General features: G+C 41.9%; 20 protein-coding genes and 2 pseudogenes. 11 read left to right on the plus strand and 11 right to left on the minus strand.

Annotated features, from left to right (window positions below; genetic code table 11):
* Positions 1-5 precede the first annotated feature (5 nt).
* The 4 genes from BUC05_RS13350 to BUC05_RS13365 form a co-directional block, all read right to left on the minus strand.
* Positions 6-464 (minus strand): tripartite tricarboxylate transporter TctB family protein, encoded by a 459-nt coding sequence (locus BUC05_RS13350; RefSeq protein ID WP_035204803.1) that lies wholly within the window; start codon positions 462-464, stop codon positions 6-8.
* A 12-nt stretch (positions 465-476) separates the two neighbouring features.
* Positions 477-1,460, minus strand: a complete 984-nt coding sequence (locus tag BUC05_RS13355; protein WP_179288247.1) for a tripartite tricarboxylate transporter substrate binding protein — start codon at positions 1,458-1,460, stop codon at positions 477-479.
* A 177-nt stretch (positions 1,461-1,637) separates the two neighbouring features.
* Positions 1,638-2,309 carry a response regulator gene (locus tag BUC05_RS13360; protein ID WP_073304984.1) on the minus strand — a complete coding sequence of 224 codons (672 nt, stop codon included), beginning with the start codon at positions 2,307-2,309 and terminating at the stop codon, positions 1,638-1,640.
* Positions 2,306-3,898: an ATP-binding protein gene (locus BUC05_RS13365; RefSeq protein ID WP_208610216.1), complete on the minus strand. Its 1,593-nt coding sequence runs from the start codon at positions 3,896-3,898 to the stop codon at positions 2,306-2,308. The genes BUC05_RS13360 and BUC05_RS13365 overlap by 4 nt, the downstream gene beginning before the upstream one ends.
* A 267-nt stretch (positions 3,899-4,165) precedes the next feature.
* On the opposite strand from BUC05_RS13365, the gene BUC05_RS13370 reads away from it, so the two are divergent.
* Positions 4,166-6,178, plus strand: coding sequence for a Na+/H+ antiporter (locus tag BUC05_RS13370; protein ID WP_244153311.1), 2,013 nt, complete (start codon positions 4,166-4,168; stop codon positions 6,176-6,178).
* A 447-nt stretch (positions 6,179-6,625) separates the two neighbouring features.
* Here BUC05_RS13370 and BUC05_RS13375 read toward each other — a convergent pair whose 3' ends face one another.
* Entirely contained in the window at positions 6,626-6,856 is a 231-nt protein-coding gene (locus BUC05_RS13375; RefSeq protein ID WP_041823665.1) for a hypothetical protein, read from the minus strand.
* Positions 6,849-7,256, minus strand: a complete 408-nt coding sequence (locus tag BUC05_RS22075; protein WP_084140056.1) for a sigma-70 family RNA polymerase sigma factor — start codon at positions 7,254-7,256, stop codon at positions 6,849-6,851. The genes BUC05_RS13375 and BUC05_RS22075 overlap by 8 nt, the downstream gene beginning before the upstream one ends.
* Before the next feature lie 343 nt (positions 7,257-7,599).
* Between BUC05_RS22075 and BUC05_RS13390 the strand changes: the two genes are divergently transcribed.
* The 5 genes from BUC05_RS13390 to BUC05_RS22080 all read left to right on the plus strand — a co-directional run bounded on the left by BUC05_RS13390 (position 7,600) and on the right by BUC05_RS22080 (position 10,988).
* Entirely contained in the window at positions 7,600-7,755 is a 156-nt protein-coding gene (locus tag BUC05_RS13390; RefSeq protein WP_011245863.1) for a YvrJ family protein, read from the plus strand.
* A gap of 676 nt (positions 7,756-8,431) precedes the next feature.
* The gene (locus BUC05_RS13395) at positions 8,432-9,151 is read left to right on the plus strand and encodes a phospholipase A2 family protein (protein WP_073304992.1); all 720 of its coding nucleotides are present in this window, start codon (positions 8,432-8,434) and stop codon (positions 9,149-9,151) included.
* A 241-nt stretch (positions 9,152-9,392) separates the two neighbouring features.
* Positions 9,393-9,716, plus strand: coding sequence for a PadR family transcriptional regulator (locus BUC05_RS13400; RefSeq protein WP_011245861.1), 324 nt, complete (start codon positions 9,393-9,395; stop codon positions 9,714-9,716).
* A 2-nt stretch (positions 9,717-9,718) separates the two neighbouring features.
* Entirely contained in the window at positions 9,719-10,609 is an 891-nt protein-coding gene (locus BUC05_RS13405) for a hypothetical protein (RefSeq protein ID WP_011245860.1), read from the plus strand.
* Between the two features lie 175 nt (positions 10,610-10,784).
* On the plus strand, positions 10,785-10,988 hold the full coding sequence (locus tag BUC05_RS22080; protein ID WP_073304994.1) for a halocin C8-like domain-containing protein: 204 nt from the start codon (positions 10,785-10,787) through the stop codon (positions 10,986-10,988).
* 315 nt (positions 10,989-11,303) lie between these two features.
* Here the strand turns inward: BUC05_RS22080 and BUC05_RS22155 are convergent.
* The 3 genes and pseudogenes from BUC05_RS22155 to BUC05_RS13420 form a co-directional block, all read right to left on the minus strand.
* A pseudogene (locus BUC05_RS22155) lies at positions 11,304-11,428 on the minus strand (transposase); the annotation flags it as partial.
* Positions 11,429-11,756: 328 nt separating this feature from the next.
* Positions 11,757-13,754, minus strand: coding sequence for an ABC transporter ATP-binding protein (locus BUC05_RS13415; RefSeq protein WP_073304996.1), 1,998 nt, complete (start codon positions 13,752-13,754; stop codon positions 11,757-11,759).
* A complete protein-coding gene (locus BUC05_RS13420) occupies positions 13,751-15,502 on the minus strand; it encodes an ABC transporter ATP-binding protein (RefSeq protein ID WP_073304998.1) in 1,752 nt (583 codons plus the stop codon). The genes BUC05_RS13415 and BUC05_RS13420 overlap by 4 nt, the downstream gene beginning before the upstream one ends.
* A gap of 786 nt (positions 15,503-16,288) precedes the next feature.
* Here BUC05_RS13420 and BUC05_RS13425 point away from each other — a divergent pair.
* From BUC05_RS13425 to BUC05_RS13440, 4 genes and pseudogenes are all read left to right on the plus strand, one after another.
* Positions 16,289-16,781, plus strand: a pseudogene (locus BUC05_RS13425) (RNA-guided endonuclease InsQ/TnpB family protein); the annotation flags it as partial.
* 273 nt (positions 16,782-17,054) lie between these two features.
* A complete protein-coding gene (locus BUC05_RS21635) occupies positions 17,055-18,167 on the plus strand; it encodes a hypothetical protein (protein WP_011245857.1) in 1,113 nt (370 codons plus the stop codon).
* Positions 18,168-18,231: 64 nt separating this feature from the next.
* Entirely contained in the window at positions 18,232-19,518 is a 1,287-nt protein-coding gene (locus BUC05_RS13435) for an MFS transporter (RefSeq protein ID WP_073305000.1), read from the plus strand.
* Positions 19,519-19,877: 359 nt separating this feature from the next.
* The gene (locus BUC05_RS13440) at positions 19,878-20,924 is read left to right on the plus strand and encodes an AimR family lysis-lysogeny pheromone receptor (RefSeq protein WP_011245855.1); all 1,047 of its coding nucleotides are present in this window, start codon (positions 19,878-19,880) and stop codon (positions 20,922-20,924) included.
* 187 nt (positions 20,925-21,111) lie between these two features.
* On the opposite strand, the gene BUC05_RS13445 is transcribed toward BUC05_RS13440, so the two are convergent.
* Together BUC05_RS13445 and BUC05_RS13450 are read right to left on the minus strand one after the other, a co-directional pair.
* Entirely contained in the window at positions 21,112-21,663 is a 552-nt protein-coding gene (locus tag BUC05_RS13445) for an isoprenylcysteine carboxyl methyltransferase family protein (protein WP_084140057.1), read from the minus strand.
* Positions 21,660-22,760 (minus strand): type III polyketide synthase, encoded by a 1,101-nt coding sequence (locus BUC05_RS13450; protein ID WP_073305002.1) that lies wholly within the window; start codon positions 22,758-22,760, stop codon positions 21,660-21,662. The genes BUC05_RS13445 and BUC05_RS13450 overlap by 4 nt, the downstream gene beginning before the upstream one ends.
* Before the next feature lie 163 nt (positions 22,761-22,923).
* On the opposite strand from BUC05_RS13450, the gene BUC05_RS13455 reads away from it, so the two are divergent.
* Positions 22,924-23,679 carry a MerR family transcriptional regulator gene (locus BUC05_RS13455; RefSeq protein WP_073305004.1) on the plus strand — a complete coding sequence of 252 codons (756 nt, stop codon included), beginning with the start codon at positions 22,924-22,926 and terminating at the stop codon, positions 23,677-23,679.
* Positions 23,680-23,824: the final 145 nt, after the last annotated feature.

Consider the following 23,824-nt stretch of genomic DNA (forward strand, 5'->3'; position numbering starts at 1 on the left):
CCTCCTTAAAACGGCAAAATGCCAGCTGGCAGCCGAATCGCTAACCCGTAATTAAACAACCAATAAACGCCGATTGAAAAGACAATCGATGTCAGCGCATTAACAAGCCACTTTTGATACCCTAAAAGTCGTGAACATACAAAAATGAATAACGTGGTCATGATGACAAAACCGATTACTTCTAAAAACGTAATAAAGGCTAAAATAAGCCCCATGACCGCAAGTAGCATCCACAGTTCTGTTTTAGGAATCGTCCGCTTTTGCTTTTGCTCTTCTGTGTCAGTGTCTTTTGCAAAGAAAAAGCAAACCCCTAGAATGAGCAAACTTGCTCCGAGCAATTTCGGCACTAAGTCTGAATCTACAGGAACAAACGCATATTCTGGCAATTGGAACGCCATCACTAAATAAACAACTGCAATACCAATCAACACAATCGAAATCCCTCGATTGACTGTGAGTCTCATGTTATCCCTCCTTTAGTCGCGGCGAAAGCCTAGTTCATCTAAAACCGCTTCCAAATCTTCTGCTTGTTCTTCCAAAAATGCAGCGAACGACTCGGAATCCATGTACATTTCATCCCATCCATACGCCTCGCGCACTTCTGCAAATGATTCCGACTCAGAAGCTTGTTTAAAGATCGACTCATAATAAGCTAGCTGTTCATTGGTCATATCTGGCGGCCCAAAAATGCCGCGCCATACGACAAATTCTGCATCTATGCCCTGTTCTTTTCCCGTTGGCAACGTTGACAAAAACTCGCCTTCCAACCGTTCAGGGGCTGTGATGCCAAGAATTTTCATTTTGCCGGCACGAGCCTGTTCAGCAGCTTCTGACACACCTGTTGACACAACATCAACGCTGCCATTTAAAACAGAAGTCATTGCCCCGCCTTCCTGATCAGACACGTAACGAATTTTTGTAATATCTACACCAGCTGCATCGGCAAATAAGACAAACTGCATATGGTCCATACTTCCTGGAGATGACACGCCAATCGTCGTTACTTGGCTCGGATCTTCGCGCATATCGGCAAACAATTCTTCCAGTGTATCCCACTTTGCATCAGCTCTGACAGCGAAGGCCCCGTAATCGGCAATTAAGTTGGCAATCGGCGTAAAGTCTTCGTAGCCGTATGGAGACTGCCCGGCCAAGGCGACAAAATGCAACGGTGGCGAGGCGATAAAGATATTATGGGGGTCATTTCGCTTATGGATGTATGCCCAAGCAACCGCCCCGCCGCCGCCAGGTTTGTTGACAACGCCAAAACTATGGTCAGCAATCTTTTCTTCATCGATTGTCTTGGCAAGCATTCTTGCGGTTGTGTCCCAGCCGCCCCCAGCTGCCGCCGGAGCGATAAACTCAATGGAACGGTCCGGCTCCCATTCCCCTTCTGCGTTAACGGATCCGCTTTGAACTGGCATCGAGCAGCCGCTAATTAGTAAAGCAATACCCGTACTCATAGTCCATATGCTTTTTTTTATGAACACTCTCTACTTCTCTCCTTTCGTATTATTTTTCTTATCTTACTGAGTTTTCACGATAATGTAACCGTTTTCAAAATAACGTTCATTAAGTGCATATTATTTATTTTGTTCATAAAGTTCACGAAAAAAGCAAGAGACATCCCTCTTGCCTTTCTACGTTGCCCAATACTTTCGCTCTGGTCTGCCAACAATGCCATATTCCAGCTCCGCTTTTGCCTCATTAGTTGAAATTAAATACTCTAAATAGCGCCGTGACGTTGTCCGTGAAGCGCCAAATTTCCGCCCTAATGCTTCGGCCGTTACTCCTTCCGATTGTTGACGCAGCAATGTGCGCACTCTTTCAAGCGTCAACTGGTCGATTCCTTTTGGTAAGGCTTCTGGTGGCGCATGTTTGGTTTTGGTGCCTTGGAAAAATTGATCCGCTGCTTGCTGGTCAATCGGCTGTTTATCTTGGAGCCACTTACGCAAGCTTTTAGCTTTATCGACCGATTGTTGCAAACGCTCAAACGCAATTGGTTTCACTAAGTAATCGACAACGCCATTTTGCAATGCTTTATGGAAAATTGTTTTTTCAGTCGCCGCCGTAATCAAGACGATTTGCATGTCGGGGCATGCTTGGTGCAGCTCTGGCAAAACGTCTACGCCGAGGCGATCTGGTAAATACACATCCAGCAGCAGCACATCAGGCTGGTGCATGTTTGCAAGTAAAACAGCCTCTGTCGCATTTTGCGCTTTGGCGACAACGTCAACATTTTTCATTTTCTTTAAAAACTGTTCGTGAATTTCAGCCACTCGATAATCATCTTCGGCGATCATTATTTTCATGTTGTCAACCCCTCCTGTACCTTTGGAATATACAAACTAATGATCGTCCCTGTCGGCTTATTCGCCTCGACTTCAAGAAAGCCACCTAATTCTTTTAATGCCGCTTGCACGAGTGAGAGCCCGAAACCGCGATGTCCACCTTCTTTTGTAGTAAACCCTTGCTCAAAAAGGCGTTCAGCAACATCGGGACCAATGCCAGTGCCATTGTCGGCAATTTCAATAACAAGCTCCGCGCCAATATCGGTCAAAAACACATCGACTTCTGGTGTTTTTGTTTCCAAGACGGCATCAAAAGCATTATCAATCACATTGCCAATAATGGTGACTAACGAAGCCGTTGCTTGCGCTGGCCACATAAATGACACCGCGCTGTCTGGGTTGATCGCTAGTGTAACTTTCTTTTCGGATGCCTTGGAAAGCTTGCCGAGCAAGACCGCCTGAATCGTCGGATCGGCAATTTGCTCAAAAATGACTTTTTCATGGCGCGTATGTACGCCTGTTTCTTCATGGATAAATTCAAGCGCCTTGTCGCTATAGCCAAGCTGAAGCCAGCCAGAAATCGCATAAAGCTTATTGGTAAACTCATGTGCTTGCGCCCTGAGATCCTGGGAATACTGCTGCATTTCCGACAGAGCATTAATCAGCTCGTATAGTTCAGAACGGTCTTGGAAACTGGCAACTTTTCCGCCATACTCCCCGTTCTCTTCAATTGTTTTGTAATGGACAATTAGCCGTTTATCGCGAAAAATCGCTTCGTGTGGCCCTTTACGGTGCTGCTCTTTTAAGACCGCAGCCATTTCTGATTGTGTAAGCACCGTTTCGACTGGCTTCCCGACTGCATCATCTTCAATTTGTAGCAAATCTGTCGCCGACTGATTGACAAGCGTGACAATCCCTTTTTGGTCCGTTGCAATCAATCCTTCTTTAATCGATTGGAACACCGCTTGGCGTTCTTTATAGAGTCTGGCAATTTGGTAAGGTTCAAGCCCAAACGTGTCGTTGCGGATGCTTCGCGCCAACGCTGTGCTTCCTGCAATTCCGACTAAAAAAATCAACAGCAGCCAAATTAAAAATACAACCATACCCTGTTTAAAGATGGAATCGATATAGCCGATCATAAATCCTACTGATACAACGCCAATGACGTCGCCTTCTTCATTAAAAACAGGCGTCTTCCCCCGCACCGCAGTGCCAAGAGAACCATCCGCCAACGAAATGTAGCTATTTCCATAAACAAGCGCCTGTTCGTTGTCTCCGCCTACCATTGGCATGCCGATTTTTTCCTGGTCTGGATGGGTCAAGCGGATGCCATTCTCATCACCCACCACAATATATTCTGCATCTGCCCGTTTTTGGATAGCACCAATCAACTTCTGAAGCTCGTCTGTGCTCGCCCCTGTCTCCAACGCGTTTTTCACGTCTGGAATTTCTGCAACGGCTTTGGCAGTCGTCAACGCTTGTTCGCCAATAAGCTGGCGCGCCTGGTTTCGTTCTAAATAGACATATACCGCTGTGACGAGCACCATAATCAGTGTAATGAGCCCGCCTACGTATACGATAAACTTCTTTTCAAGCGACCGCTTTTTCACGTTACGCTTCCCCTCTCTTGTTGTCTAGTATAACGTTTTCAAAGAATCTGGAAAAGGGGGCGGTGCGATGGCGTTTTTTCTTTATTGTACTAGCTGACTTCCTTTGAGTTAACGACACGTCCAAAAAGTGAACAACACTTCTACCTGTGCTATACTTAATAGCTGAATGGGAGGGGCAGGTTTGGGAAACTTATAAACATACGTACTTCCAACGTTTTCATACGAAAGAAGGTTATACCAATTAGCACGATTTATCTTGTCTTACTTTTGTTTTTCATTATTGGTTTATCAAACATTATCCAACGCTTTCTGCCGTTTATCCCATTGCCATTAATCCAAATCGCACTAGGTATGTTGTGTTCCATTAGTCCAACTGCCGGCCTTCACATTCCATTAGAACCAGAGTTGTTTTTTGTCTTGTTTATTGCCCCATTGCTTTTTAATGATGGCAAAGTCACGCCTCGAGATGAATTATGGAAGCTGCGCCTTCCTATTTTGTTGCTCGCCCTCGGCCTCGTGTTTGCTACGGTTGTGGTTATTGGCCTATTCATCCATTGGCTGATTCCGTCCATACCATTGCCTGCCGCATTTGCACTTGCTGCGATTCTGTCACCGACAGACGTCGTCGCTGTCAGTTCGATTGCCAAACGAGTCCACATGCCAAAAGGGTTAATGCGCCTCCTCGAAGGCGAAGGCTTAATGAATGATGCTTCCGGCCTTGTCGCTTTTAAATTTGCTGTTGCAGCTACCGTTACAGGGATATTTTCGGTTAGTGAAGCATCCGTAAGCTTCTTGTTGATTGCACTCGGAGGGCTTGGATTAGGCGTGCTGTTTTCTTTTATGCTCATCGGCCTAAAAATGGCGTTGCGCCGCTTTGGCATGGAAGATATCACAACGCATATGATTATTCAAATTATCACGCCATTTGTCATCTATATTGGCGCCGAGGAATTTGGCGTTTCGGGAATTCTTGCCGTTGTAGCAGCAGGCATTGTCCACGCGATTGAAAAAGAAAAAGTCGAGTCGCGCACGCTAGAGTTGCAACGTGTATCCGACACAACGTGGTCAGTCATTCTCTTCATTTTAAATGGCCTTGTCTTCGTGTTGCTTGGCCTGCAAATCCCAGATACAACGCGGCTCATCTTTGAGGATCCGCAAATTACAAATATGGAAGTGATCGGCTATATTCTCGCCATTACGGCTTCTTTGCTTTTGTTGCGCTACATTTGGCTTGCATTGTTTTGGAAAAAAATCAAACCACTGCTCTTCTTTCAAGCAGAGCCAGAAGAAAAGCATCGTGCCATTGCACTCCTAACGTTTTCTGGCGTACGTGGCGCCGTCACGCTGGCAGGAGCATTTACCATTCCCTATATCGTCGCCGATGGTTCCCCGTTTCCAGAGCGTGATTTGCTACTGTTCCTTGCCGCCGGCACTATTCTTGTGACAGTATTGCTTGCCAGCATCTTGCTGCCGCTATTGGCTAAAAAACCAGAACTTCAAGAAGCCGACCAACAGCTTAGCTTTACACGCGCGCTTGAGCAGTTGACCCAAGAGGCAAGGGTGATTTTGGCTGACAAATCCCATTCTCACAATAAACAAACACTGCGCCGTTTACAGCGCGAATATGACCGTATTGTCATCCCGCTGCTTCATGATGCCAATACCAATCACACCTTGATAGCGCCAAACCGCAAGAAAGAGCTTTTTCTGTTGTTCAAAGCGCTGCAACATGAGTATGATTTGCTTGAGGCAACACTTGAAGACCCCACGTTAACAGAAGCGATGGAAAAACGGCTACGTGCTAGAGCGCAAAACATTGGTCAAATCCTAAGTGTCCGCTCGCCACTTGCTTTCTTACGTTTCGGTTCAAAACATTTTATCGACAGAATGTTAAACAAAGCGAACAAAAATCGCCTATCCATTGAGGAAAAGAACCGTCTCTATTTGATTTACACGCGCCTCTTTGCTGACATTATCAAAAAACTCGACGAACAAATGACGGCAGAAAATGAGTCTGTTGCCAAACGAGTCATCCATTTTTACAGAATTCAGCTTAACCGCCTTGATCATGTACACTTGAACTACGATGAAAAGCTCTATAAGGAAATGCTTGGATTGCATTACGAGATTATGGAAGAGATGCGCCGCTCTTTGCAAACCCTTTTCCAAAACAATGACCTTTCTCGTGAAACAACACAAAAGCTGCGCCGTTACTTAAACTATATCGAAGCCAATGTAACCGAAGCGCTGCAACTACCTGACGAGAAAAATGGCCATTGACCACGGCTGTGGCAAGGAATGAAAAAAGACGCGAACAGATAAGGGTTCGCGTCTTTTGGTGTTTATTGGGGAAGTAATTGGGTATCAAACCTCTTGTATTTTGACCTCGTTGCCCGTGGATATGGTTTAAACGTATTATCGGTTAGGGCGAACCATGTTGAATAAGTTTATGGGACAAGAAATCTGGTAGTCGTCTAATGCAAAAAGGTTCCAATCACTTTGACAATCGGAACCTTTTTAAACATGTAATTTCCTAAAAATAACTACTCATTTTCTTTTTTAAAAGCAAGGTTTACTTTTCGTAGCATCAAAGCTGCATCTTGAGACAATTCACTGTATATTTTCCTCTCTTCAGGAGTGCAACATTCTAAGCAACGCGAACAAATGGACAAAGTTCGATGTATTGCCGCTACACATTCCATTAATTCACTGGTAGTCCTCATTTTATTATTTTCTCCTTTTTTGATTGTTTTTAATAAATTCAAAGATAGTTGGGGTGTTCTCAAATTTAACTTTGTCAATCGACTGAAATAGTTTGATCCTCACTTCCTGTTCAACGTCATCGCGAAACCTATTCGGTATGGCTTTCATCTGTCTTCTAATTTGAGGTTCCACTTTTCTAAGAACATACTCACGCTTCTGTTTTATTTTTTTAGCTAGATCTAATTTATCATTCATCTTTATCAACCATCTTTTTGTATAACTTCTCTAGTGCACGATTATGGATTGTTGAAATATTTTGATTAGAGACGTTAAGATATTTGGCAGCACTTTGGTTATCCATATCGTAAATATAGAATAACTCTAATACTTGAAGTTGCCTTTTTGTTAAACTGTTAAGAGCATTTTTTAATTGCTTATTACCAACGCACTGACAAATTGATTCACATTTTTTATCAAACAATACTGCTGGATCGGTCGAAAAATCTACGGCAAAATAGCTTTGTAAAGTGTTAGTAACGTTATCAGCAGGAGCGTCTTTATCAAGAATATACACGTGCTTTTTGAAATGGTTCCTGTATCGCTTAATAACATCAATCGTATAATTTTTAATTAATGTTGAAACATACTTTAACAGACGTAACTCGTAAAAAAATAGACGAACCTAACATTTTCTTTATTTGGCTGATCTAACACCTTTTGATAGAGCAAATGGTGTTCTTTAATAGAAAGGAAGGATTTAAGTACAGGATGTTCACTTGGCTGTAGATCAGTTAATAAAGAAATACAGTGCTTGTCTATATGATCGACTAAATCCACAACAATTCCCCCTTTTTTAAATATATAGAGGAATAAGTACCGTTTTTATCAACCGTTTCTAGATTTTGTAATAAAAAACACCCTAATTTGTTGGAAATTTTTTTGGATGATGGATTTTATCAAAGTTATTTTCTCTTACCTAATACCTAGGGGGGATTAAAATGCACGATGTAAACAATTGGGTTTTGCTACTTGGTAATTTTGGTTTCCCTATTTTAATTGCTGTTTATCTACTGATTCGGTTTGAAAGAAAAATTGAAGCCCTAACATCTGTTATTATCGAATTAAAGAATAGTATTAAAAATAGGAGAAAGTAAAGTACTTACTACAATTTAGTGCTAATTTTTCGAATTAACAACATGACACTAGAAAGCTTAAAAAATCGAAGAAAAGAACATCAAAAAAGGGGATCTTTGAACGAACTGATTTCTTACAAATAAAAGTTGGCTTTACACTGTCACCTATAAAAGACAGAAGTCACCGGCTTTATGAAATACAAAAGAGATTATTCTAAAAGCTCACTTAGCAGTATAGCCCAGAGGAAAAGCAAGGGTCTACAAAATTTTTATCTAGGTTCTAATCCGAGTGCTAACATATTAAATTGTACCACTGCCTTCTTTAAAAAGCAGCAAATCAGTATGAAAAAAACAGAGACAACACACAGTTGTACCCCTGCTTTTTGTCTTTTTATGTTACAACAACCTTTGTTAAACTTTTTCATCATAGTTGATTATTATCCGCCAAGTTTCTCTATATGTTAACGAGTACAGAAACTTTCCTCTTTTGTACTCAATATATTAGGAAAGGAGGGATAGTATTGGACAAAAAAAATAATGAGGTGAAACCTCAATATATTACTGGTTGCGCAGGTGATAGCAGAGCTTGCTGTTACTACCATGAGAAATGTTTAAGAGAAGTAGGTGTTTTTCCGGATGGTACTCAATTTTACACGGGCAGATGTTGTGGACAATAAATTAACCTGGGGGTATTATAATGGGTCAAACAGTTGTTGACGGTTCATTTCTTGACAAATTCCATAAGCAAAAATTATTAAATCGAATCAAAGAACAAAAACCTTATAAATTAATTTTGGACAAATTGTCTGAGGCAGGATTAAAAAATAATTCTGCTGAATCCGTAGTTGCGTATAACGGCAAAGTCGTGAATAGCTTTGAAGGAAATGAGCATGTTTTTAAGCTGACATTTGCACACTTAAAACTTGAAAATGCATTGGTTTATTACCACCTTGTCGAAGCTGGTGAAGAAAAACTAGAAAGTTTCTCTGCGGACCTCCTTCATACTAATGGATCTTTAATTACAACTTTTGTAGTAGAGGATCAAGAAGTTAAAGAAGTTTTGACAACAGAATACGACGGTCAGTTAGATCAAATGATCGAAGAGGAGCTGCCCGATAATCCTAATTATGACCACGATGAAGAATTACTATCGATTCAAGCACCTTGGGATATCTGTATGCCAGGAGGATACAGACATTGTGGAAGTGATTGTGGTGATAAGGGCAGTAAAGGCGGAGGTACACCCATAAATCCAATTGACACTTGCTGTCGATCTCATGACCGTTGTTGGGAGCGGTATGGAAGATGGGATTGTCAGTGTGATCGTAATCTAATTAACTGTGCTCGACCACACAGGGGCAAATATCCTGCGGCTTATGCAACCATATGGGCAGTCTTTGCTTATAATGCATGCTAAAGAATGAAAACCACTTCTGAAGGTAGAATGTGGTAAAATATGGTGGCCTTTTGCGATAATAAGCGAGGAAAGGCCATCGTATTTTTTTCATTTTCATACTTGTTATTGACTCAGTAAAACATCCGTACGTTTTATCGTACCCTAGGAACGTGCCTTTTTTTAGGGTTTAATTTGACGAGACATAGTACATCGTTATATATTAGTACATAACATAATAGGGATATTGAAAAGGAGGATAAAATTGGATAAAGAACAGCTTAAAGGGAACTTAGATTTAATTATACTTGCGCACGTTTCCAAAACAGATGACTATGGGGGTGCGATTGTAAAAAAAATATATGACGAAAGTAACCAACAATACAAAATGAGTGAAGGAACCTTATATTCACTTTTAAAAAGACTTGAAAAAAAGGGACTCCTTTCCTCTTATTGGGGAGACGAAACGAATGGCGGCAGGCGCAGGTATTATTCTATAACTGATGCTGGAAAAGTGACATTCAAAGAAAAATTGGAAAGTTGGAGATCAATCAACAAAATGATTGAAAATTCAATAAGGGGTGGATAAGTTTGGCTAACAAATTTGAAAATTATGTTGACAGTATCCTTAATGAAGTCGAGCTGAACAATCAAAATTATAACGATCTAAAAAGTGAAATTTTGACATATCTTAATGAGAAGAAAGAGTTTTACGAAGGCAAAGGCCTGGATTCAGATTCAGCAGCAGACGCTTCTATCGAAGACTTTGGAGAAAGCAAAGAAGTAGGAAAGGATTTACTTAAAACTTATCTTCCTTATCGAAAAATTGCTCTAATAAGTGTCATCATTTCCAGTTTTGTACTTAGCACATCTGTTTTTTTATATTCTTCTTTTTTCGCAAACTCTGTTCCTTTAATTTGGCTTTTTTTAATGCTAAGCTCAGCTGGAGTAACTAGCTATTTTTACTTTAAACCCCTTAAAACGGCTAAATATCGAGCTTTCTTTATAGGGTTTATGGTTGTTTTTTCTTTTATAAGCTTGATAGGTCAATTTTATCTTGAAGCAATAAAACACGATATAATATACATGATGTTGTTCGTATTATTAATAATTACGTTTGTCGCAATATTGACCAACATAGTAATTGGGGCAATTCATCAGCCTATCAGCTCTCGATTTCAAATTCTAAACACTACTCAAAGAAGAATAAATGTCTTGTTTAATCTAGTTAGTGGCATTGTTGTATTAGGGTACACCTCTTTAATTTCGGTAGGCTTCTTCATTTTTGGCGTGCCACCTAGCCTTGCTCCAATCACTTTTGTTTTATTCATTTTAGGTATATGGGTGATTAGTCTTGTTTTTAGTCTTATTAAAGTAAATTTATCGATGGTAGGTAGATTATTACAGGTTGGAGTAGTCGCATTAGTTGTGAGCACTTTTTTCTCTCAAAAAATTATTGACGTAATTAACAATCTGTTCTAAAAATATCCCGTTTATAGAACGAGTGTTCTCTTTAAACATTTAGAACCAAAACCTACCTATCTTCTTTCTCTTTGATCACAGGTTGGCTGGTTTTGGTTTTATTCCTGTCAAGGTAACACCAATAAATTACCCGTTTCTGCGTTGATTTTCCTAGGTCTTTGATGGTCACAGGCATATGAATTTTCCAGAATATGTCCCCGCTTCAGCGTGCGAAACCGCAATTAATGTCCTATGTGGAATTGGTGGCAGATCAGCGTGTAATGCCGCATGTCGTGCCATCCCAATTATAGGTCTCTTACTTGGTTTTACTATATATGGAAGTTTATGTGCTGCAATTACTGCAGATGGGTGTAACGCAGCTAAAAGACGATTCTGCTAAATTTTACATGAAAGGATGTGAGAAAGATGAAGTTGATAGCAAGTAAAGATACATCTGATAAGTATTCAGAAGTTCATTTTTACTTTTATAAAGTGTTAAACGTCCTTTCTTTCAAAAAATCAAAGCACCTCCGGAAAAAAATTTTAGTAATTGATGAGCATTTGAAATCAAGAAAGAAAAATTATTAAAATGCAGCTGTTTCAGACCATAGACAAAACGCCTTTGAGGAATGAATCCCAAAGGCGTTTTGTTGATCAAAAAGATGTGGAATGACTTTGGAGTTGGAGGAGTGTTCCCCCTTTAAACTTCAGATGGCTAATTTTTAAAGTTCGTCGCAGCAAAAACAAGCATCGCCTGCATTGAACTTTTCCCAACCCTTTCAGGTTAATCCAACGCAGACCATGCTTTTGTTTCAGATCAGCAAAGACACGATCAATTGTTTTTTCGGATATAGCCTTTAGGGGGCATTGGGCGTTATACGGCATGACTGGATGAACGCCTTCTTCTAGAAGCTTTTTGGCAATGGTCGGCGTTTTAAAGCCCGCCCCGCCCTGCTACAATCTTCGGTCGGCACACCGTGTCTTTCAATTGATCAAACAGGTCTTGGAAAACTTGGCTGGCGTGGATATTTGCTGGTTTCACCATGATTCCCAGAATAAATCCAGGCATCACACGCCGTATGGAAGCTATAAGTCTGTCGACTGTCTCGGTAATATCGAGACAGTGTCGACAGGCTAAACAGACTGCATTCCGCGATCTGTTTCCATTTTACACAGCTTGCCCTTGCTGCAAATAGTACATGTGGGCATACGTCCCGCCTGCAGCCAATAGCTCTTCGTGAGTGCCTTTTTCTAGAATCGTGCCCCGGTCGAGCACAATGATCTGGTCCGCATCTTTGATGGTGGACAATCGATGGGCAATCACAAACGTCGTCCGGTTCGCCTTCAACGATTCCAATCCGCGCTGAATGATCATTTCCGTTTCCGTGTCAATGCTCGACGTAGCTTCATCCAAAACGAGAATGGCTGGGTCCGCGACTAGAGCGCGGGCAAAGCTGACAAGCTGCCGCTGTCCACTTGATAAAGTACTGCCCTTTTCCGATACTTCTTCATCTAAGCCATTCGTCAGTTTGGCAAACACGTCCTCTCCGCCAACAAGGCGAACGGCTTCCTCAATTTCAGCCCGTGTCGCGTCAGGCCGCCCATAGGCGATATTTTCGGCAATGGTGCCTGAGAACAAGTATGGTTCTTGGAGAACAATGCCCATATGTGCCCGCATTGCTTGGGGCGATAGTGTTTTCGTATTGACACCATCGATCGAAATCGTCCCAGTCTGCGGATCATAGAAGCGGAACAGCAAGTTGATAATCGAACTTTTTCCAGACCCTGTATGGCCGACAAGGGCAACCGTATCGCCAGGCTTTGCGCGAAACGACAGGCCTTTCAGGACAGGCTCGCCGTCTTTGTAAGAAAAACGGACATCCGTGAACGCTACTTCACCTTTAAAACGCGGAATTTCACTATCATCCACGTCTCTTCCTTCTTCATCCATTAATTCAAATACCCGTGTACCAGCTGCACGGGCTTGCTCCAAATTAGCAAGCTGATTAATAATTTGGTTAACTGGCTCAAACAGACGATTGATATAATCCACAAACGCATACAGCACGCCAAGTGTTAAAAAACCTGCTGTTCCGCCAGAAATCCACCAAATCAACCCCACAAACACCACATTTTTGACAACAAACGTCAAATTGTGGGATGTTAATGAATTGAGTTTAAGCAGTTTTGCTTGATACGTATAATGCTCTTCGTTTAACTTTTCAAACGCGGCTTCTGTTTTTGGTTCTTGGCGAAATGCTTGGATAATGCTCATGCCTTGGACTGCTTCGTTCATTGCAGCGTTAATTTCCGCATTTTTGGCGCGGATTTTCCGGTTATAGCCTGCAGCAAATTTACGGTACACTTTAAACCAAGCATACAAAATCGGCAATAGCACAAGCGCCATTAGCGCCAAACGCCAATCAAGGATAAACAAAGCAACATAAATGCCGGCAATGTAGATGCCACTTGAGAAAAAGTTGGCGAGCACGGTCATATACAACTCACGAATTGCTTCGGTGTCATTCGTAATGCGGGCAACAATTTTCCCAGCAGGCTGATGGTCAAAAAAGCGTACAGGTACTCGGGAAAGCTGGCCAAATACATCAACCCGCATCCGCTGGATAATGCGGTGCGCTGCTTTCTTTAAATAGTAACTTTGGCCGTAGCGGAAGAAGGAAGCGACAAACACAATCCCTAGGTAAAGCAACAGCCAGTTGATAATAAGCGGGATTTCCGGCGAATAAAACGCAAGCACTTCGGAAGCCGACAACGGTTCCGCTTCCGCTGTATAAACGTCTCCCCCTGCTTCAATCCTCAGCTCTCCGTCTTGAAAAGAACGACTTCCATCAAGAGGAAGTGGCTCTTCCGTAAAGTAAAACGACGTGCCGATTTGCATAATTTGTATAGGTTCGCCTTGGATGTGGCTGCTATCGGCGTAGGCTTCCCGTGTGTAATAGGCGCCGTTATACGAGACTGCCTGGCTGCCTGCTTCGGTCTCATACCAAGGCTCTTCAATTCCTGAAATATGGCGGTCAATCACTGTTTTTGCAATAAAAGGCCCCGTCAACTCTGCTGCTACAGCGACGGCTAACATAAGCAAAGCAGTCATAATTGTCCACTTGCTTGTTAACGCATAACGAACGAGCCGTTTTTCCGTACTCATATATTCACCTCCTCTTCACCAAGCGATTGGTTCCTAACTTGCTCTGCATACCAGCCGCCTTCTTCCATTAATTGCGCATGGGTGCCCCGCTCTACTACTTTTCCGTCTTCAAGGACAATGATTTGATCGGCATGTTCAACCGCGGACATCCGGTGCGTTGTAATAATGGTTGTTTGGCCAGCACGTTCCTTTTGGATGTTGGCAACGATCTTCGCCTCTGTTTTAGCATCGACAGCTGACAACGAATCATCCAAAATTAACAGTTCCGGCTTTGTCACGAGCGCACGTGCAATCGAAATCCGTTGCTTTTGTCCACCAGATAAAGACACGCCATTCTCGCCAACGAGCGTATCAAGCCCCTCAGGCAAAAAAGCGAGGTCTTGGGCGAAAGCCGAAGCTTCGATTGCTTCGTTTAACTGAGCCTCTGTGGCACCATCAGCAGCAAATAGAATGTTCTCACGCACTGATTTGGAAAAGAGCACATGATCTTGCGGCACATAACCGATCGCACCGCGTATTTCTTCTTGAGGCAAATCAGCAATCGACACACCCGCAAAAGAAATGTCACCGCTTAGTCCTGGATAATACTTCATTAATTGTTTCACAAGCGTCGACTTGCCGCTCCCCGTCTTTCCGACAATTCCAAGCGTTTCCCCTTTGTTGATTGTCAGGGAGACGCTTTCCAACTGATTTCCTTTTGCGCCTGGATATGAAAAGCTGACTTTTTCATATCGGATCGGCAAATGGTGGCCAAGGCCTTCAACAGGCGCATCCGGCGCTTGAACCGCTTTTTCAACCGTTAACGTATCGTTGACACGGTCATAAGAAGCACCACCACGTTGCATAATGTTAACCAATTCACCAATTGCAAACATTGGCCAAATTAACATCCCTAAGTACATGTTAAATGTAACGATTTGTCCGAGCGTCACTTGTTGGTGGAACACCAAATAAGCACCGTAGCCAAGCCCGATCACATAACTTAAGCCAACGACCATATTGACAACAGGGTCAAAAAACGACTCAACACGCGCCACTTGCATGTACCGCTTGTATACGTCGTTGCTCTTTTCGGCAAATAATTTCTCGTCACGACGCTCGCTCCGAAAGGCCCGGATAACGCGCATGCCTGCCACTGACTCAAGCACACGGTTGTTCAAATCACCGAACGCCTCTTGTGCTTTTGAAAAACGGGAATGGATCATACTCCCTAAAACCGTGACGACTAACGCGATCAGCGGCAACGGCGCAACGGCCGCCAGCGTCAGACGCCAATCAATCAAAAGAACCATCGCAGCAAGCAAGATCCCCATAAATAAGACCGAATCCAACAATGTCAGAATGCCGAATCCAGCAGTCATCGAAATGGCCTTCATGTCATTCGTTCCACGGGCAAGCAAATCGCCTGTTTTCCGCTTCTCGAAAAACGGCGGATCCATCGCAAACAAATGGCGCATAAAACGGGAACGCAATTTCCGTTCCAAAATAAAAGCGCCGCCAAACAGTTGCTGCATCCAAATAAAACTAATCCAATAACTAGCTATAATGATAACAACCAACAGCGCTATCAAGCTAAAAGCATACGAATAAGACAATGCACCGCGCTGGAACGCGTCCACCGCTTCCCCAATTAATAAAGCGGGCATCAAATCAACAACGCTGACTACAAGTAGCAATACAACCGCTGCGGTGTACCGTTTTTTTTGTTCTTTAAAAAACCAGGCCAATTGCTTCAATACACGAAACATTTTTTCTCACTTCTCTCTATTCAAACTTTGATCATTGCTTTGCTATCCACCCTCTAGCTCCCCTAAATCAAGCAAAAGTGGAATTCGGCTCATCAACCTATTCACATGTTGTTCCTCCTTTTTATTTCCTTTTATTCCCAATCATTTTGCCTACAAAAAAGACGCTGCGGCATGCCGCAACGTCACTTATGTAAGCATATACGTGTGCAAAGGCGCGCTGATAGGCGCAGCCTCGTTTTGAAAGACGCAACCTACCGATGAAAAGGCAGCTCGCCGACGAGACAAACGCAGTATTCCGTTTTTAACCGTGCAGTACCAAAAACATTACGTGTCACTTGTCTCATCCCCTTTCAAAAAAGTAAAAAGCTGTTTATAGCTTACCTGATTTATCTGATAAAAAGCAAGAAGTTTTTGCAAGGTGGTTTGTCATTGCGACCGGTTCTTTCTTAAGCGATTAGAATCATGAATACCCCTATCCCAATCTGAAGAAATATAAAAAATCGATTCATCACCAGATTACGTAATGGTAAAAATCATGATGTAAGAAAAGAATCAATTACTTCTCGTCACAAAAATGTTTTATAAACTGCATTAAAAAAGTGTCTATACGTTGCTGCTTTAAATCAACTGCATCCAAAAGCCGTAAATTTTCTCTCATAGAATTAGTACTACCGCTTTAAGGATTTTTTTAAGTTGGTTATGTGAGACCGATCCTCACCATAATTTATGATAGATAAAAATAAGTTTATTGAGACTAAATAACAATAAAAATATTGGTAGCTTTGAAAAGGAGAGAAGCCCCCTACTCCTGCCAAGTACAAAAAAGAGTATGAGTGGTTGAAAGAAGTAGATTCATTAGCGTTAGCGAACGCACAACTTAATTTGAAGAAGGCATATAGAGCCTTCTTCAAAGGACGCACCAAGTTCCCAAAATTCAAAAGGAAGCGTCATAAACAAAGCTATACAACGAATATCGTAAAAGGGAATATTCAATTGTTAGATGGTCATATCAAATCACCTAAAGTAAAAATGGGCAAAATCAGACAACATTGAGAAATCCCTTCAGCATACAAACTCAAATCGTGCACGATTTCGATGACTTCATCAGATTCTTACAGAGTACGAGAAGGAGATTGAGAGTAAGGAAATGAAAAAAGTGGTTGGATTAGATTTTGCAATGAACGGGTTATTTGTCGATAGCGAAGGGAAGAAAGCCAATCACCCACGTTTCTATCGTCAAATGCTGGATCGATTAGCAAAAGAACAACGCAAACTATCATCCCCTATAACAACTTGAGACAGTAGCCTCAAAAGATACTATGTTTATCCATTAAAGCTCTCCCCCCTAGAGTCTTATTTATAGTTCCTAGTACTTCCAATTCAAAAATAGCCTTTAAATTAAACCATTATACGACTGAACGGAAATTATTCTACTTAAAAATAGTCTATTTTTAAGAAATGCTTGACAATTTAAAATACGAATTTTATAATAAGCACAGTTGATAATTGATTTATTATTATTAACAATAAAAATTATTCAGGAGGAGATTCTGTGGCTGTTGAACAAGTGAGAGGTTTTGTGCAAAATGACGGAAATTTTTGTCAGTTAGATTTGCAAGACAAAAATTTTAATGGCCCTATTATGAGAATTGAAACCTTCAGGTGCAGTCAACCAGAAGGAGAATACGGGGTAACTGGCGCTGGAACTAAGGTAAAAGATTTAGCCGGCATTGATCACTTAACTCCAGAGAGTAATAGGATTTTCCGTCATGTATTCTCAGTAGGCTACGATCCAACAAAGCTAAAAGCTACACTTGAAATACGCGAAACCTTCACTGAATCCGGGAAGTGGGAAATAAGAACAAGAGATCTTGATCCCGAAAGCGCAAGTTTTGGAACTATTTTACTTGCTTACATCTCACCGGTCGAAAATAATGTTTATCACCTCAGATACGAACTCCTAACTAAACCATCTGTAACCCCCATCTTAGTAAGCTCACCACTAACTGCTTCTATAACTGAAATTGCAAAAGGCTTGCCAGACATTGGATCTCCTGTAGAAGAATTAGGTGAAATTGATACCCAATTTAATGGAAACCCGTTAGACGGGCTAATAAATTGGACAACAGAGTCTCAAAAAGCGCAAGAACTATTTAAAAACTTTTCCGCTATTTTTCAGAAAGCCCCGTTCACTCAATGGACAGAAAATGTGAAAGTCTACGAACGAATGGGCGATTTTAGGGATAAATGCATCCATCCAGGCACAAATCTAACTGGTCCACATAGACAATTGGCTTCCGAATTTGTCATGATTCGTGCATACCGCTCTTCCCTAACAGGACTCGCTCCGGTTTTTGATGCCGATATGGCTAAAGGGGCAGAAGATTTGTGGGACAGCCAAGACCCACTTTCTATTGATACAAAGCCAGGAGTGTATACTGTGTTTCTGAGCGCTTACATTTTAAATGTGGGTATTCATAAATTAGGCTTGGATAAAGTTCACAGCGACTACGGTGGAGTACCAATGAAGCTTGCTCCTGGAAGTAAATTAGAAACAGGAATTAATCCAATTGTCGATAGTAGGAGAGCCAACCAGACAATTGCAGAGATTGCATACGCGCTCTTTTTATCTCCTACCGCTCACAAAGAGAAAGTACTTTTATAAAATTGGGTAATACAGGATATAAGAAGGTTTATATCCTGTATTACTAAGTCAAAGAGGGGATTTTTTGAAACGTAAGTTCGCTCGTTTATTTGAAAACTATATACCCATTTGGGGTAATAAAGACTATGTGTGGTTTCTATTAGTCTCTATGTTTTCATTGGCTGGAGATCTGGTTGCTTGGGTGATCACAACTTGGGTTTTAACAACTCAATTCGATCATCCTGCCGTTTACTTAACGGCTCTTGTCATACTCACTCAATCCGCTTATGCGATTATGTCTCCCTATATGGGGCATTTAGTAGACAAGTGGGGACCGTTTACTAGCTTAATCTCTAGTACTGGAATTCGCACAGTTATTTTAACGTTTTTATTTATATCGCTATTATATGTCAAGGACGGCGTTAGTCCGTGGGTGATTGTAGGACTGATGACTTTAGAATACATATTTGTTCCATTAAGCAAACAATCGGAATTCGTCATGATCAAGGTTTTAGTAAGAGATGAAGAGCAGCTAATACCTGCAAATGCTCTACAAGGCATTCAATTTGATGCCTCTTACATTATCGGGCCATTAATCGGTGGTTTATTTGTCTCTACAATTGGCATTTATTACGGCCTCGTTCTTAACATGGCCTCCTTTCTTTTTCTCGGGATTGTCATGCTAATCATTGCGAAAAGAAACAAAGATTATCGAGACCATTTCAATGTTGAACAAGCTGATAACAAAGAAGCTAAGCCAAAAACGTTTATAAATTCCTTAAAGACGGGAATCTCGTTTATCGTAAAAACACCCCCTATGCTATCCATCTTGCTTATAGGATTTTTGTGGAATTTATTTGTATTTGGACCGATTGAAGTCCTTTACCCTATTTTCACCGTTGACGTTCTCGAAAGTAACGGATTTGTTTATGGATTACTTATGTCTGTAAACTCAGTAGGCTTTATATTAGGCTTATTTTTGGCGGGCAATATGAAATGGAAAGTTCCTTTTGCTATGACGATGGGCATATTGATAGGTCTACATGGCCTCCTATATTTCTTTATTGGAATCGTACCGAATATCGTCTTCGTATGTGTCATTCTTTTTTTAGGCGGTATTGTCATTGCACCAACCGATATTTTTTCTAAAACAATACGCCAAAAAATGATTCCCTTTCATATGCTTGCTGGTGTCAGTTCGGTGTTAGCTTTTTTCAGCTTTATAAGCAAACCTATCGGCGCTTTCCTTGTAGGCTCATTAATAAACACTTATGGAAACCAATACTCTGGTTATATTATGGCGTGCCTTGGACTGATCTTGTTCATAGCTTGTATGGTCATTTCATTCAGACCAGTTATGAAAAAGATATAATGTCCGCATTTTGGAAAAAACAGCTTAAAAGCGAAAGCTGTTTTTTTTATTTCGATTGCCGTCTGATGGAGTGTTTTTAATGTGTGTTTTAATGCCCACACAGCCCCTTCACCCAAAGCACTTCTTTCCACTTCCATTTAAACAAACTTTTTTCCCTATCAAAAGACAAAAAGCAACTGTATTCCTCGTTTTTTCTTCAGAAACGACAAAAATTAACTAGCTGCGTATTGGGAAAATCAAAAATTAGCAGAAAGTTGTTGATTTGTGTCATTTGCTGTACTATCCTTTAAATAAGCCCAACCACAAAAGGAGGGGAAAACATTCAACAACCTGTAGTTGCAATTGCCAATAGCGGTGTATTGCAGAAAGAACAAATTACAGAACAATTGATGAAAGACCTCGCAAACAACCATCCAGAACTTTCATTTGAACAAGTGTTGACAATGGTGAAAAAAACGCTGCCGAATGATTACGTTCCTTTAATGAATATTTACGCCTTACACGTTAAAAAACTCCGTCATGTGCAAGATGCATTTGAGTATGCGAATTTGTTTAGGCAAGTTGACACATTAGGAGAAATGATCCAGATCCATGAAAATGACGATTTATTACATGAATGGGTCAAAGTCTATCGGTTCTTCTATGATTTTTTGCCCCATTTAAAAACCGATGATGTTTTGATCCGTAATATCCGAAATTTATTCGGCTTAGTCGAACATCCCCAATTGCGAATGAGATTAGAAATTGCTGAACTAAATTATTTTGACATTCACGGGAGCATCAATAATTTAACACCCATGATGAAACAATTTAAAGAACAATTTAAAACGATGCCTAGTGGATTTTTCAAAAGTGCACTTGCAGCACGGGTGACTTTGCTTGCAGGCAATGCTAGCTTATTCGGCGATGGAGACTATGAGGAAGCAGAACGTTGTTATTTAGCCGCCACAGTAATAGAGGCCATTCCCGATGTACTTCTGGTCACTGCTTATCATGGCCTTGGGCTTGTGTATTTAAAAGACAACAAGCAACAATGCTTAGATGCACATCAAAAAGCTCTTTTTTACGCACAACGCTCTAAGTTGGATCATTATCATCAGAACTTGGAATATGACGATATCCCGTTTGTTAAAAATATGCTCGGCGAAATTTTCGACATTGATCATGTGATACCGAAAGAACAAGCACATCAATATGTGGTTAGGGGCGAAACTCGAAAAGCTTTAGAAATCATTTCCCAACTAGAGACGCCTGGAAAAAAAGACGCACATTTGCTGTTTTACAAAGCAAAAGCACTTAAAAGTATTCCCTTGTTTTTCGAGGCGATTAAAGCTTTTTCATCTGAAGGATACACCCATATGATTGGATTTGCGGAAAAAGAAATTAAAAAAATCAAATTTTTTTAAGAAGGAGTTAATTTACATGAAAAAATGGTTCGTAGTATCTTCAACTCTCGTCGTTCTTTTTTCCTTTTCCCTTGGATCATTTACTACTGAACAAAGCTCTGAAATTACCACACAAGCTAAACCAGGACAACTCCTTTAAAACTCTGTGCCCCAAACCTTCTTCAAGGCTTGGGGTTTCTATTCGTTTTCACACCAACCAAAACCGCTTCTTTTCCTTAAATCGTTCACCATAGTCTGTCTCTCCTTGCAAGGCTGCCTCTTCCGTGGGAATCCGGATCATCAGCATGACCGCATTTAATAGACTAAACACAATAGCCGTCCAATACGCTTGAAACAGCAATGGGACAAACGCGATTTCTGCTACTACGACCATGTAATTAGGGTGGCGCAAAAAGCGATAGGGCCCTTTTTCGATGACTGGTGCTTCTGGCAACACGATGATTTTCGTGTTCCAATATTTCCCGAGTGAAGCAAGCGCCCAGATACGTATGATTTGGGCAATGACGACAACCGTAAGGGGAATCCCGCTCCAACGTGAAAACCCTGCATTGGATACGGTTACTTCGATCAGCAACGAAATGAAAAATCCACAATGGAGCGCGACCATCCACGGATAGTGGGCCGTTCCCACTTCAACGCCCCCTTGTGCTTTCAGCCAACGTTCGTTTCGTCGCGCTACCCTGACTTCCACGAGGCGTTGGATGATAATCAGTGCCATCATAATATAGGCCCACGTCAATGGAGGCCACCTGCCCATTCAAGCACTAACATTTCTGAACAAAATCCAGGGCCGAGCGCCGCAACGAGGCCGACATCGCCGTGCTTATGCGTTTCTTCCATTGATTCCTTTAGCACGTAAAGGACAGTGGGGGAAGACATATTGCCGTGCTCTTTTAACACTTTGCGGGAAAGCATTGTCATTTCTTCTGGAAACCCTAGTGCTTTTTCATACGCTTCCAACACTTTTTTTCCGCCAGGATGGGCGATAAAAGCATTGATCTCCCCGATCTCTTTCCCTTCTTGGCGAAGGAGCTCCTCAACGTTCGGCTTCAGCCATTGGGCGACTAATGTTGGAATATGCCTTGAAAAGATAACATTTAAGCCATTGTCCCGGACATCCCAGCCCATGACGTCTTCTGAATCGGGCATCAGTACCGATTGGGTCGCACGGATTACTGGGCGGTAGGCTTGGGCGGCGTCTGCGAGCAGTGGCGAGGCATGCCCAGCGACAAGGGCACATGCGACACCATCAGCAAAAAGGGACGTGCCGATTAAATTGCTTTTCGATTGGTCTTCTTTTTGGAAAGTTAGTCCGCATAGCTCGGCGCAGACGACTAAAACCGCTGTTTTCGGGTGGGCGAGGCAATAGTCGTAAGCACGGCTTAAGCCCGCAGCTCCTCCCGCGCAGCCAAGTCCCCAAATAGGCAACCGTTTTGTTTCGGGGCGAAAAGGCAGTTTGTTCATGATGCGAGCGTCTATCGATGGCGTTGCCATACCTGACGAGGACACAAAAATAATCGCATCGATTTCTTCGGGAGCGATTGTTCTTGATACAAAATGGCCATTTGCCAAGCAGCTTTTTACTGCTTCTACACTATAGTCCGTTGCTTTTTCAATGAAGAGGTCGTTCCGCTCTCCTAGACGGTGGCTTGTTTGGAACCAATCCAACGGCACGGAAAAATGGCGCTTTTCAATTTCCCCATTGGCAAAAACGTTTAATAACCGTTCGATGTCAGAAAAACTTTCAGCGAATAATTCCCGGGCAAATTCCACTGTCTGTTCCTGTTTGATTGGATGGGGTGGATCATATGTACTAACTGATAAAATCGTAGGCACGATCGCTCACCTCTACGTTAGAATGCCTATAGCATGCCCGATCCTTTCCCAGTGCATGCATCCCCTCCATGGAGGAAATCTAAACGTAAGAAAAAAAGATTTTATTTGTGTATTGACATTAACGTTACGTAAACCTTTATTGTTAACGCAAGGGGGAGTTGAAATGGAGTATACGGTCAAAAAACTGGCTCAATTAGCAGGCGTCAGTGCACGGACGCTTCGTTATTATGATGAAATTGGTTTGCTTAAGCCAGAACGGGTCAATTCGTCAGGTTATCGGATATATGGGCCAAAACAAGTCGACCTGTTGCAGCAAATTTTATTTTACCGTGAGCTTGATGTAGACCTTGAAACGATTATGCAGCTCGTGACCGACGATTCCTTTGATCCTGTCATGGCGCTCTATGAGCACCGCGCCCACCTCCTAAATAAACGCGCCCGTCTTGACCGCATTATTGCCACGGTTGAGCGGACGATCGCCTCAAAGAAAGGAGCAGAAACAATGAGTGACAAAGACAAATTTGACGCTTTGAAAGAAAAGCGAATTGCAGACAATGAAAAAGCGTATGGAGAAGAAATACGCCAAAAATACGGCGACAAGAAGGTTGATGAGTCTAATGCAAAATTACGTGGCTTCTCTAAAGAGCAATATGAAGCCATGCAAGCGAAAGAGCAGGAGGTTTTTGCCTTGTTAAAAGAAGCACTGGCAACGAACGATCCTACTTCTGCAGCCGCCCGAAAACTGGCCCAGGCCCATAAAGAATGGCTCCAGTTCTCGTGGACGTCTTACTCGAAAGAAGCACATGCTGGCGTTGCACAGATGTATGTCGACGATGAGCGCTTTGCTGCTTACTATAACAAAGTAGTACCTGGTGGCGCCGTCTTCTTGCGCGATGCTATATTGGCTTACCTTCAATAATGTGACGAGAAGTGTGTGGAATAACCCAGTTGAAGAAACTGGGTTATTTCTAGTAAGCTTGCTCTTCCAAGCTGCTCGCCATTATTCATAAACCAGCCTTTTTTCCCATACATTGAACTAATGCTGGATTTTATATGAAAGGAAA

Source organism: Shouchella rhizosphaerae, from assembly GCF_900142675.1.
GTDB lineage: Bacteria > Bacillota > Bacilli > Bacillales > Bacillaceae_D > Shouchella > Shouchella rhizosphaerae.